General features: G+C 66.2%; 12 protein-coding genes. 7 read left to right on the forward strand and 5 right to left on the reverse strand.

The window, feature by feature from the left end; genetic code table 11:
- Positions 1 to 264 precede the first annotated feature (264 nt).
- The 5 genes from CXR29_RS02405 (at position 265) to CXR29_RS02425 (ending at position 5,994) form a co-directional block, all read left to right on the forward strand.
- Positions 265 to 1,344: a glycosyltransferase family 2 protein gene (locus tag CXR29_RS02405; protein WP_127363789.1), complete on the forward strand. Its 1,080-nt coding sequence runs from the start codon at positions 265 to 267 to the stop codon at positions 1,342 to 1,344.
- On the forward strand, positions 1,341 to 2,255 hold the full coding sequence (locus tag CXR29_RS02410) for a hypothetical protein (protein ID WP_241241562.1): 915 nt from the start codon (positions 1,341 to 1,343) through the stop codon (positions 2,253 to 2,255). Before CXR29_RS02405 ends, CXR29_RS02410 begins: the two co-directional genes overlap by 4 nt.
- Positions 2,256 to 2,330: 75 nt before the next feature.
- Complete coding sequence (locus CXR29_RS02415; RefSeq protein WP_127363790.1) at positions 2,331 to 2,792, forward strand: DUF3151 domain-containing protein; 462 nt, start codon at positions 2,331 to 2,333, stop codon at positions 2,790 to 2,792.
- 111 nt (positions 2,793 to 2,903) lie between these two features.
- On the forward strand, positions 2,904 to 4,373 hold the full coding sequence (locus CXR29_RS02420) for an MFS transporter (protein WP_101595898.1): 1,470 nt from the start codon (positions 2,904 to 2,906) through the stop codon (positions 4,371 to 4,373).
- 229 nt (positions 4,374 to 4,602) lie between these two features.
- Complete coding sequence (locus tag CXR29_RS02425) at positions 4,603 to 5,994, forward strand: IS1380-like element ISBli4 family transposase (protein ID WP_127363791.1); 1,392 nt, start codon at positions 4,603 to 4,605, stop codon at positions 5,992 to 5,994.
- A 316-nt stretch (positions 5,995 to 6,310) separates the two neighbouring features.
- On the opposite strand, the gene CXR29_RS02430 is transcribed toward CXR29_RS02425, so the two are convergent.
- On the reverse strand, positions 6,311 to 6,655 hold the full coding sequence (locus CXR29_RS02430; RefSeq protein ID WP_127363792.1) for an ArsR/SmtB family transcription factor: 345 nt from the start codon (positions 6,653 to 6,655) through the stop codon (positions 6,311 to 6,313).
- A gap of 199 nt (positions 6,656 to 6,854) precedes the next feature.
- On the opposite strand from CXR29_RS02430, the gene CXR29_RS02435 reads away from it, so the two are divergent.
- On the forward strand, positions 6,855 to 7,931 hold the full coding sequence (locus CXR29_RS02435) for an NADH:flavin oxidoreductase/NADH oxidase (protein ID WP_127363793.1): 1,077 nt from the start codon (positions 6,855 to 6,857) through the stop codon (positions 7,929 to 7,931).
- Positions 7,932 to 8,108: 177 nt separating this feature from the next.
- Here the strand turns inward: CXR29_RS02435 and crcB are convergent, their stop codons facing one another.
- From crcB to CXR29_RS02455, 4 genes are all read right to left on the reverse strand, one after another.
- Positions 8,109 to 8,486 (reverse strand): fluoride efflux transporter CrcB, encoded by a 378-nt coding sequence (crcB, locus tag CXR29_RS02440; RefSeq protein WP_101554962.1) that lies wholly within the window; start codon positions 8,484 to 8,486, stop codon positions 8,109 to 8,111.
- A complete protein-coding gene (locus tag CXR29_RS02445; RefSeq protein ID WP_180956964.1) occupies positions 8,483 to 9,025 on the reverse strand; it encodes a fluoride efflux transporter FluC in 543 nt (180 codons plus the stop codon). Before CXR29_RS02445 ends, crcB begins: the two co-directional genes overlap by 4 nt.
- Positions 9,022 to 9,630, reverse strand: a complete 609-nt coding sequence (locus CXR29_RS02450) for a universal stress protein (protein WP_127363794.1) — start codon at positions 9,628 to 9,630, stop codon at positions 9,022 to 9,024. Before CXR29_RS02450 ends, CXR29_RS02445 begins: the two co-directional genes overlap by 4 nt.
- A gap of 308 nt (positions 9,631 to 9,938) precedes the next feature.
- Positions 9,939 to 11,231, reverse strand: a complete 1,293-nt coding sequence (locus CXR29_RS02455; RefSeq protein WP_241241563.1) for an aminotransferase-like domain-containing protein — start codon at positions 11,229 to 11,231, stop codon at positions 9,939 to 9,941.
- A 125-nt stretch (positions 11,232 to 11,356) separates the two neighbouring features.
- Here CXR29_RS02455 and CXR29_RS17825 point away from each other — a divergent pair, with 125 nt between their 5' ends.
- Positions 11,357 to 11,479, forward strand: coding sequence for a hypothetical protein (locus tag CXR29_RS17825; protein WP_277601928.1), 123 nt, complete (start codon positions 11,357 to 11,359; stop codon positions 11,477 to 11,479).
- Positions 11,480 to 11,520 lie beyond the last annotated feature (41 nt).

Consider the following 11,520-nt stretch of genomic DNA (forward strand, 5'->3'; position numbering starts at 1 on the left):
ATGTTGCGGGGCCTGCAGTTTCTATGTCGTGCGAAGCTGAGCTGACCTGCTCCAACTTTCACTGCGGCCTTCACCGCGCTCGTCGCGGCACGTCGCATGATGAGCCAACGCGAGTAAACGATATTTGTTTTATTTATTTGCTTCGGAATCTTCGCTCAACGCTTCGGCGACGGGTTCGTGGTGAGGCGGAGCCGCCTCGGCGAGAGCGCCCACCTGTATGCCCCCTCAAGACCGGGTGCGCGCGGGTATGGGAAGATTGACAGCGTGTCGAAAGTACTTGAGATCCTGACCCCGGAGGGCCTCCCGCCGCTTAACGAGAAGCCCGGTGTCTCCTTCATCATGCCGGTCTTCAACGAGGCCGAACACATCGAGCAGGCGATCACCACGATCCTCGCGCAGGAGTATGACGGGGACAAAGAAGTCGTCCTCGCCCTCGGCCCCTCGTCCGACGATACGAATGCCATCGTCGCAGCGATGGCTGCGCGTGATCCGCGGATCCAGACGGTCGACAATCCGCAGGCCGCGACCCCGATCGGGCTCAACCTCGCCATCGCCGCGACCCGGCACCCGGTGATCATCCGCGTCGACGCGCACTCCGGACTGAGGCCCGACTACACCAAGCAGGCCATCGACACTCTGCGCGAGACGAAAGCGGCGAACTGCGGCGGGCTCATGCTCGCCCGCGGCAGGACCTCCTTCCAGAAAGCCGTGGCCCGGGCCTATATGTCCCCGGTCGGCCTCGGCGGCCCCGCCTACCACTCCGGCGACGAGGCGCAGGAAGCCGAATCGGCCTACCTCGGCGTCTATCGTCGGGAAGTGTTCGACCACCTCGGCGGGTTCGACGAAGGCATCAAACGCGGTCAGGACTGGGAGCTCAACCTGCGCATCCGCACCGCCGGCGGCCGCATCTGGTTCAACCCCGACATGGAAGTCACCTACTGGCCGCGCGGCACCTGGTCGAAGATCGCCCAGCAGTTCTGGGCCACCGGAATCTGGCGGGCCGAACTCATCCGCCGCTACGGATCCCAGAACTCGCTGCGCTACTTCGCCCCGCCGCTGCTCGTGCTCGGCATGAGCGCGGCCGTGATCGAGACCGTGCTCCAGCTGACGGGCACGACGAAGCGGTGGCCGAAGTTCCTCCGCCGGTTCACCTCGCTCATCCACGTGCCGAGCTTCGGCTACATCGCCGGAATCCTGGCCACCGCCTCGGCGGCGAAGGACTGCGGACGACGTGAGCGATTCTGGTTCGGCATCGTCCTGCCGACCATGCACCTGTGCTGGGGCGCCGGGTTCCTCCGGGGACTCGTCACCGGGGCCGGAACGACGAAGGACAGCAGCCGATGAGCAAGAAGAAGCGTCGCATCGACAAGGATCGCTACGGCCGCGGGCTCACCGATCCGCTGCCGAGCGTCGATCCCGAATCCCGCGAACGCATTCCCGTGCCCGATCGTCCCGAGCCGAAGAAGTTCAACGCACCCCTGTGGGCCGGAATCATCGTCGTCGTCCTCGTCGCGGGCGTGTTCGCGATGAACCTCTTCGGCTCCGACGACCAGCTGACCGTCGATTCGCTCAACCCACCGGCCGTGGGCGCCCTCGACGGCGGATCTTCGGTGTACCCGGCGAACTCGAAGCTCGCCTTCACCGAGAACGTGAAGTTCGGCTACCTGCCGGCACCCACGCTCACCGCGCTGGGCGACGGTACGATCGTGGCCGCGAACCCGGAGACCGCCGCCGAGGACATGGGCCTGAAGACGAGCCTCGACGAGCTCGACGCCGACGAATTCCTCGACCAGACCATCAAACCGGCCCGCAAGGACACGAGCCCCGGCGACCCGATGACCTGGGACCAGATCGTCGACGAGTTCGGCGGGGACACCGTGTTCATGCCCGCCATCGACTCCACCGAGGTGGCCACCCCCGCATTGAATACCATCACCGAGGCGGGGCTCGAGGATTCGACGCTCGTGCGCACCGATGACCCCGAGGTGGCCCGTGCCGCCGCCGATGCCGGCGTCGGCGCCATGTTCACCGGGGACGTGACGGCAACACGGAACGAGTCGCTTTCCGGTGCCGGATACACGGCCCTGGCCGTCGAGGCCGATGGCACCGAGAAATGGACCGGAGTGGACCTCGATGTGTGGGCCACCGACGTCAAGGACGAGGAGCAGCTCGAGACGCTTGCCGACGCCGGTGTCGTCGGCGCGCTGAGCACGAACCCGTACAAGGTCCTGCCCTCCGAAGTGAAGACCGACTGACCATGGTGCCGGGGCGAGCAGCCGCCTCGGCGAGACGATGACGAAGACGCCCCCGACAACGATTCAGGAGATATCATGACTCAGCCCATCGGCAACCCATCGCACATCGGCAACCTGGATGCCAGCCAGCTCGGCCCGCAGCCGACCTACCTGCCCGAGGATCACCCGGACGTCGAGGCCCGCACGCGCATCGACGCGGGTGAAGAGCCCATCGACGTCGCCGCAGCACTGCCGGCTTCGTCCCTGGCGTGGGCGGAACTCGCCGATGAGGCGCACGAGGAAGGCCGCCTCGTCGACGCCTATGCCTACGCCCGCGTCGGCTACCACCGCGGACTCGACGCCCTGCGCGCCGCCGGCTGGCGCGGAGCCGGCCCGATCCCGTACTCGCATGAGGTCAACCGCGGTTTCCTTCGCGCGCTCTACGCCCTCGGCCGTGCCGCCGGTGCGATCGGCGAGGGCGAAGAGGCCGCACGCATCGAGGAGTTCCTGCACTCGTCCGACCCGACAGCCGTGGACGCCATCGGCCGCGGGGAATAGGGGAGAGGGCCCGCCGCCGCTTCGGCGAATACATCGGCCTCCGTGGCGCGTGAGCAAACGCACCACAGAGGCCGATTGTGCTTGTCGGCAGGGCGGCGTAGAACTATATGAATGGGTAATGTTTCCGAGACGGTCATGACGGCAGAGCAGCGCAAGATCCTGGCGGTGATGCTCGTCCCGATGTTCATGTCGTTGCTGAGCGTCTCGATCGTCAATGTCATCCTCCCTGACATGCAGCGTTCGATCGGCGCCTCGAACTCGGCGATCCAGTGGGTGCTCTCGGGCTATACGCTCGCGTTCGGCGTGCTCCTGGTCGCCGCCGGGCGAGCCGGCGACCTCTTCGGGCGCGGTCGGCTCTTCGTCATCGGCGTCAGTGTCTTCGCCCTCGGCTCCCTCATCTCGGGACTGTCCCCGGACCCGCTCGTGCTCAACATCGCCCGTGTCGTCATGGGCCTCGGCTCCGGCCTGCTCAGCCCCCAGGGCGTGGGGATGCTCCAGCAGTACTTCCACGGTCAGGTGCGCGGTCGCGCCTACGGGATGTTCGGCACGATCGTCGGCGTCTCCGTGGGCATCGGCCCCGTTCTCGGCGGTGGGCTCATCGCTGTCCTCGGCGACGAGTGGGGATGGCGATCGGCGTTCCTCATCAATGTGCCGATCGCCTTGGCTGCGATCATCCTCGGCCGGTTCTGGCTGCCGAAGAGCGCCTGGCTCGGCACCGGCACCGAGTCCGCCTCGCACGGCCGACGTCGGGCCGACTTCGACCCGGTCGGACTCGTGCTGCTCGGCGTGGGCACGCTGCTGGTCATGCTGCCCTTCCTCGAGCGCAGCGCAGGGGCGTGGATCTATGCCCTCGTCCCCGTCGGCGTCGCCGTCGTCTGGCTGTGGGTGCGATGGGAGAACCGCTACTCTCGCCGAGGCGGATCACCGATGGTCGACATGCAGCTGTTCCGGACGCGCAGCTTCGCCTACGGGGCGTCGCTGACGTCCATGTATTTCGTCGGCATGCCCGGCATCTGGGTCATCGTGGCGCTCTACCTGCAGAACGGTCTCGGGTTCCCCGCCCTCCACGCTGGCCTCGTCGGTCTGCCCTCGGCGCTGCTCTCGGCCATCGCCGCACAGGCGGCCGGCCGTGTCGTGCTCACCTTCGGTCGGAAGATGGTCGTCCTCGGGGTCGCAATCGGTCTGACCGGGGTCGTCGCCTCGGCGCTGCTCGTACTGGCACATGAGGCCTGGGGGATCAGCATCTGGTGGCTGCTGCTGACGCTCGGGATCACCGGCCTCGGGCAGGGTATGGCGATCAGCCCGAATCAGACCCTCACTCTGGCCGAGGTGCCCGTCGAGTATGCGGGCAGCTCCGGCGGTGTGATGCAGACCGGGCAGCGGGTGGGTACGGCCATCGGCATCGCGATCGTCACCGCCGTGTTCTTCGTCGTGCAGCCGATGGCCGGCTACGGCGCCGCCATCGTTGCGGGCTTCGGGTTCATTGCGCTCGTCATCGTCTTCGCCGGAATCATCGGACTGGTCGATCTCGCCCGTGGTCGGGCCAAGGCCCGGCAGGAGGGGCCGCCGGTCAGGAACTGAGGCCCGGTCTGACGGCATCGTCGACGTCCGCATCGAGGTGCTCAATCAGAACGACGCGGACGTCCCGATTGCGACTTAGCCTTGATCCACCGATGCGAGTAGCCGGATCAAGCCGCGCGTGAAATGGAAATGCCCCTTCTGAACTGGGAAAATGATGATGTTCTAAGTCAACATTCCCGTTCAAGAAAGGGGCACCTCTCAGGTGCTATTCAACCACACACCCGCGTCTGTGTCTCACTCCTTCGACGATGCGAACCTGACGGCCACTACCGGGCTCGTCCCGATCATGAGCCTCGCCCAGATGGCGGGCCTGCCAGACCTCGCCGACGACAGGTTGACCGTGACCACCACCGGAGCCGACAAGGGCGCGAACCCGGCACCGAAACTGGCTACCCTGGTCGCGGGAATGGCTGCCGGGGCCGACTCGATCGATGACATGAACATCCTCCGCCACGGCGGCATGCAACACCTCTTCGATCGTGTCTACGCGCCCTCGACCCTGGGGTCGTTCCTGCGCTCGTTCGCCTTCGGCCACGTCCGGCAACTCGACGCGATCTCTTCCCGTTTCCTGACCAACCTCAACGAGCACACACCGCTGCTACCAGCCAGCGAAGACACTGGACAAGCGATGGTGTTCGTCGATGTCGACGACACCGTCATCGATGTCCACTCCGCGTCGAAGCAGGGAGCCGGGTTCGGCTACCAAGGCAGTCGTGGCCTCAACGCACTGTTGGCGACCGCATCGACGGGCGACTCCGGCCAGATCATCGTCGGCCAGCGCCTGCGCAAGGGCTCAACCTCGTCAGCCCGGGGTGCTGACAAGTTCGTCGCCGACGCTCTGGCCACCACGACCCGAATCAACTCCGGCCTCCCAGCCCTGGTCAGGGCTGATTCGGCGTACTACTCCTCGACTGTGACCAAAGCCGCCCGGGATGCCGGGGCTGAAGTATCGATCACGGTCCGCATGGACAAGAAGGTCAAAGCAGCGATCGGAACAATCAGCGACGACGCATGGACTGGCATCGAATACCCCGAAGCGATCTACGACGAAGAGACCAGGGCCTGGATTTCGAAGGCCGAAGTCGCCGAGGTCCCGTTCACCGCATTCACCTCGAAGAAGAAGTCCCTGCACGCCGCCGGCCGCTTGGTGGTCCGCCGCATCCCTGAACTCAACGAGACCAAACGCACTGCCGGGCAGGACCCATTGTTCGACTTGTTCCGCTATCACGCGTTCTTCACCACGGTGGACAAAGACCGTTTCGACACCGTCGCTGCTGATCACATCCACCGCAAGCACGCGATCATCGAGCAGATCAATGCGGAGCTGAAGAACGGTGCCCTGGCACATATGCCCTCTGGGGTGTTCAACGCCAACGCCGCCTGGGTAGCAGTCGCAGCGATCACACACAACCTGCTGCGGGCTGCTGCCGGACTCATCGGTGGACGGATGAGCAAAGTGCGCGCTCAGACGCTGCGGACACGGATCATCGGCATCCCGGCCCGGATCGCTCACCGGGCCAGGAAGCTGATTGTGCACCTGCCGAGACGGTGGCCGTGGGCGACGGAATTCGCACGACTCTGGCACGCGGCTCTGAGCCCACCTACACGATCATTGTCCTGACCGATTCGCTCCTGCTCGAGCACGAGGCCGCAGGGTCTGGAGGAGACCCCGGGGAATCATCTATGTGGAATAGACCGGTGAGAGACCGGGACACTACTTCCTGCCCTCGCACCGCGTTCGCACTCGAATCCGAGTGAGCCCCTTGCCATCAAGCGAATCGGTGGATCAAGGCTTAAGTGGGGCTAGATTGCTCGTCTACTCGTGGCGGGCAATCTGGCCCCACTTAAGTTTCGTCAGTGGGGAGGAGGCTTGCTCGCGCGGGGAGAGCGTCGCCCGACCGTTTCGGTCACGTCTGCTCGGGGGCGAGTCGGCCGGGTCAGGCTTGAGGATCGGGGGCGGTCGCCTCGGCGCGTTCGATGTTCTGGGCGGCGAACACGGCGTCGAGGAGGCCGGGGAAGCGGGCATCGAGATCGTCCTTGCGCAGGGTATTCATGATCTTCGTGCCCTCATATTCCTGTCGGATCACGCCGGCTTCGCGCAGAGTGCGGAAGTGATAGGTCGCCGTGGACTTCGACACCGGCAACTCGAAGGTCGCGCACGCATGATCGGCGAATGCGTCGTTGAGCTTGCAGGCGACGGTGCGGCGGACCGGGTCGGCGAGGGCGGCCAGGACGGTGTCGAGTCTCATCTCGTCCCTGCTGGGGTGGTCAAGTGTGCGCATCTGGATCCTCCCATCTCGCCATCGCGTCGATCAGTGTCGGTGGATGTCATCTGAACAGCCACCGATCACAGGTAGCGCCGTATCTCTCCCATTGTACGAAATATTTGGTAGTACGAAATTCATCGTAGTAGTGTGCGAACTCGAAGTACGAAAAACCTCATACTCCAATCGACTACTTTCGACGAGATCACGAGGTGTCATGTCTCATCTGCTGTTCGAACCGCTCACTCTGCGCGGACTGACCTTCCGCAACCGCATCTGGGTTCCGCCCATGTGCCAGTACTCCGTCGAGACTCTTGACGGGGTCCCCGCTCCTTGGCACACCGTCCACTACGGCGCCATGGCCAGGGGAGGAGCCGGCGCTGTCATCGTCGAAGCCACCGGCGTTACTCCCGAAGGGCGGATCTCGGCGAAGGACCTGGGGCTGTGGAACGACGCGCAGCGCGACGCCTTCGCCCCCATCGTCGACTTCCTCCACTCGCAGGGCGCCGCCGCGGGCATCCAGCTCGCCCACGCCGGCCGCAAGGCCTCGACCTATCCGGAGTGGGGGACCGACCACGACGGCAGCCTGCCCGTCGACGAAGGTGGTTGGCAGACCGTGGCTCCGTCCGCACTGGCCTTCGACGGCCTCGCCGAACCGCGTGCCCTGACTGAGACGGAGATCGCCGAGGTGGTCGCGGCCTTCCGGTCCTCGGCCCGCCGGGCGATCGATGCCGGGTTCGACTTCGTCGAGATCCACGCCGCGCACGGATACCTCCTCCATGAGTTCCTGTCGCCGCTGAGCAATACGCGCACCGACTCCTACGGCGGAACCTTGGAACACCGGGCCCGGCTGCTGCTCGAGATCGTCGATGCCACCCGCGCCGAGGTGGGCGAGGACGTTCCCGTGTTCGTGCGCCTGTCCGCGACGGACTGGACCGAGGGCGGGGTCACGCTCGAGGACACCGTCGAGGTCGCCGGCTGGCTCAAGGACCACGGCGCCGACCTCATTGACGTCTCCTCCGGCGGCAATGTGATGGCGTCGATTCCCGTCGGTCCCGGCTACCAGACGACCCTGGCCGCCGGCGTGCGTCAAGGGTCGCGGCTGCCGACCGCGGCAGTGGGACTGATCAGCGAACCGTTCCAGGGCGAGCACATTCTGGCCACCGGTCAGGCCGATGCGGTCCTCGTGGGCCGCGAACACCTGCGTGACCCGAACTTCGCGCTCCGGGCCGCCGACGCCCTGCGCTTCGATATCGACTACCGCCCGGCTCAGTACCACCGCGCGTATAAGTGAGCTGAGCTCAATTCGCTGGAGCGGCTCGGCGCTCATACGCTGACGGCCCAGTTGAAGTCGCACAGCACATGTTCAAATGTGTGCTCTTCGACTTCAACTGGGCCGTTCGGCGTCTGCGCGGACAGCGCCTCGCTGAGGGGGAGGCGTGTGGAGATGCGGCTGAGCTTTCGGTCGCAGCTAAGCCAGGCCGCCGAGCCACATTCCGATCGCCGCGGTCGCCGTGGCGAAGACGAGGGTGCCAAAACCATTGACCAGACCGGCGACCCAGCGACGTTCTTGGAGAAGCCGAACAGTCTCGAAGCTCGCCGTCGAAAACGTCGTATAGCCGCCGAGGAATCCCGTGCCGAGCACCATGTGCCAGGCTTCCGGCAGCAGGTTCGCTCCGGCCAGCCCGGTCAGCAGTCCGAGCACGAGCGATCCCGAGACATTGATGACGATCGTTCCCCACGGCAGGGCCGTGCTCATGCGGGACTTGATGAGTCCGTCGATCAGCATTCGTGATGAGGCGCCGAGTCCGCCGGCGGCGGCAAGGGCGATGAAGACCAGCGGGGTCATCGGGCACCTCCGGGGCGAGGGTCCGTGGAGACATCCCGACCGGCATCCGCGGCGCCCTCGTCCCAGACATCGGGGTCGATCGGCGGATCGTCGGCCCCCTCATCGACCCCACTGCCGCCTCGACGCAGCGCCGTCGCCGTGGCGATGCCGACGAACGTGGCGAGACCGCCGATGAGCACCGTGCCCACCCCGTAGGCCAGACCGACACCGGGATTATCCGCACCGCCTGGACCAGCGCCGAGGAGGCCCACCGTATCCGCGGCCAGTGCACTGTACGTGGTGAAACCGCCCATGAAACCGGTGCCCACGAGGATCCGCATTCTCCGGCGCCACCCCTCATCGGGTCCGCTGCGCGCCAGGGAATCCAAGAGAAGACCGAGGGCGAACGCGCCGAGAATGTTGACCGTGAGGATCGCCCACGGCACATCGCCGAAGGTCGGCAGGCTTAGACTGACCGCCTCGCGTGCCGCGGTTCCGAGCGTGCCGCCGAGGAACGCGAGTCCCAGATAGGACAGGCGCAGATGGACCGGCCGGGTCACTGCCCGGCCTCGTCGGTCTGAGGTTCAGCAGCGGGGGAGGCGCCTGGTGTCGGCGACGTCGCAGGAGCTTCGGGGTCGTCCATGCCGCCGGTGCCTGCCGCCAGCGGAGCGACGACGAGCGGGCGATACTGGCGCCTCGACAGCTGGATCGCGACCGAGCCGTTGAAGAACTCATGCAATGAACCACGAACACCTGCGCGACGGACGCCGAGGATGATCAGGCGGGCATCGAGCGCCTCGGCGAGCCGGTCGAGTTCCTGTGCCGGCGACCCGGCCAGCGCGCGGGTCGACCAGGCCACGTTCGTCCCTGCCAGGGCGGCAGCGATGCGGCGCTCGAGATCGGGGTCGAACTCGGTGGCCGCCTCGTCGGTGGTGTCCGGATCGATGGGCATCGAATGTGCGGAGCCGTCGGGGCGGGTCTCAATGGTGTAGCGGGAGTCGTCGACATGGGCACAGACGAGCTCGGCGTCGAAGTGGGCGGCGTAGTCCGCGGCGGCGGCGATCACCTCGGCGGGCTGATCGGGAACGATGCCGAGGATGATGCGGGCGCGCGGCGGCCCGTCATGTTTCGGATCGCGATGTCTCGGTTCGGGGCCGGTGGTCATGGTCTCTCCTACCTTTCGGGCATGCTGAAGCCGGTCGAGGTAGGGACTGTTGTCGACTGCGGAGTCTCGAGCGTCTGCACGAGTCCTGCACCGAGGTTGGGTACGGCGAGCCCCACCGCCGTGTCGCGCATGCGCGACCTCTTCATTGTGCCACAGGGGGCAGACGCGGTCGCGGGCGGCGGACAGGCATCGTGCCGCCGGCGGGCACGGCCGCGTACGAGCGCCGAGGCGACCCTCAGTGCGGGAGCGCTCCGACGTCGCGGTCGGGCGAGGTCAGGGCCGCCTCGGCGAAGGAGTCGTCGTGGTGATCAGCGCTCTGCGCGGTACCGATCGACGGCACGGCGGAGACGTTCGAGGCCGTCGTCGATGCGGTCGGGGGCCGCCGAGGCGAAGCACAGGCGCAGCGCATTCGAGAAGTTCCCGGCCGGGGAGAACGCGGGACCGGGGATGTAGGCGACCCCCTCCTCGAGTGCGGTGGTCATGAGGTCTTCGGTGTCGATGGATTCGTCCTCGAAGGTCACCCACAGGAAGAATCCGCCGTCGGGATCGGTGGCTCGGATCTCGCCGGGGAAGAGGCGGGCCAAGCCCTCTGACATCGCGATCTTCCGGTCGCGGTAGGCCTTGCACAGGACCTCGACGTGGGAGTCGGCACCGCCTTCTTCCAGCCAGCGGGCGATGAGGTGCTGGTTGGGAACGGGGGCGCAGGAGTCCATCGTCTGTTTGGCGTTGACGGCGAGCTCACGGACCTCTGGGTCGACGTCGATCCACCCGACCCGCAGGCCCGGGGCGACGAACTTCGAGAACGTGCGAACTCCGAAGATGAGGGGATCGTTCGGGCTGAGGTCGCTCAGCGCCGGCAGGGACTGACCTTCGAAGCGCAGCATGCCGTACGGATTGTCCTCGATGATCACCGACCGGTGGCGGTGAGCGACCTCGAGCAGGCGCTCGCGACGCGGCAGCGACATCGTCACTCCGGCCGGGTTCTGGAAGGTCGGGACGGTGTAGATGACCTTCGGGGCGCGCCCGGTGCGCTTCGTGTGCTCCTCGAGCGCGTCGATCTGCATGCCTTCTTCGTCGACGGGGATCTCGAGGATCTCCGCCTCATAGCTCATGGCCGTCGCCGAACCGTTCGTATAGGTCGGCGACTCACAGGCGACGAGGTCACCCGGGGTGACGAAGAGTTTAAATCCGAGGTCGAGTCCCTGCATTCCTCCGGAGGTGATGAGGAGGCGGTCACGGTTTCCCTGCTGTTCGGGCGGGATCTGATCGGTGGTGGCGAGATAGTCGTGGAGGGCCTCGATGAGGATGGGCTCGCCCTTCGTCTCCCCGTACGTGAAGTTCTCCGGGGAGAAGACTTGCGCGGCGATCCGGGCGAAATCTGCGGCCGGAAGCATATCCGGGGCCGGCGCCCCCATGCCGAACTTGACGATGTCGTGGTCGTATTGGGCCAGCACCGTGGTGGAGGCATCGATGACGGAGCCGACGAGCTGATCGCGGCGGCGAGCGTAGGGCAGCGCGGGGGACTGCGACTGGTTCTCGGGCTGGTTCGGGGACTGGTTCTGCGAAGCACTCGTGGCCGGATGCATTGACGTGGTGGACATGAGCGACCTCCTCTGAGCGGTGATGCCCTGAAGTCGACGGCTCCGGCGACGTTCAGAAGGCTCCTGCCCGAACGACGGGTTACGTGGTGACTTCAGCATAGGGGTGGGGGACCTGGCGGACAAGGATGCTGGATGCCTGCGATTTCGGGCGAGTCGGCGATTGGGAGAGGCCGGTCATGCTGCGCGAGCAGATCCTCGCCGAGGCCGGGAGACTCGGCGGCTGGGCCGGGGTGGCTGCGTCAGTGTGACCCAGTAGACTTAGCGAGTAATGACATCCCCTTTTCACTTC

The organism is Brevibacterium linens, assembly GCF_003999335.1.
Taxonomy (GTDB): Bacteria; Actinomycetota; Actinomycetes; order Actinomycetales; family Brevibacteriaceae; genus Brevibacterium; species Brevibacterium linens.

Excerpts from the sequence above, each read along its gene's own strand:
- CXR29_RS02410 (WP_241241562.1), top strand. The coding sequence starts at position 1,341 with ATGAGCAAGAAGAAGCGTCGCATCGACAAGGATCGCTACGGCCGCGGG.
- CXR29_RS02415 (WP_127363790.1), top strand. The coding sequence starts at position 2,331 with ATGACTCAGCCCATCGGCAACCCATCGCACATCGGCAACCTGGATGCC.
- CXR29_RS02420 (WP_101595898.1), top strand. The coding sequence starts at position 2,904 with ATGGGTAATGTTTCCGAGACGGTCATGACGGCAGAGCAGCGCAAGATC.
- CXR29_RS02430 (WP_127363792.1), bottom strand. The coding sequence starts at position 6,655 with ATGCGCACACTTGACCACCCCAGCAGGGACGAGATGAGACTCGACACC.
- CXR29_RS02435 (WP_127363793.1), top strand. The coding sequence starts at position 6,855 with ATGTCTCATCTGCTGTTCGAACCGCTCACTCTGCGCGGACTGACCTTC.
- crcB (WP_101554962.1), bottom strand. The coding sequence starts at position 8,486 with ATGACCCCGCTGGTCTTCATCGCCCTTGCCGCCGCCGGCGGACTCGGC.
- CXR29_RS02450 (WP_127363794.1), bottom strand. The coding sequence starts at position 9,630 with ATGACCACCGGCCCCGAACCGAGACATCGCGATCCGAAACATGACGGG.
- CXR29_RS02455 (WP_241241563.1), bottom strand. The coding sequence starts at position 11,231 with ATGTCCACCACGTCAATGCATCCGGCCACGAGTGCTTCGCAGAACCAG.
- CXR29_RS17825 (WP_277601928.1), top strand. The coding sequence starts at position 11,357 with ATGCTGGATGCCTGCGATTTCGGGCGAGTCGGCGATTGGGAGAGGCCG.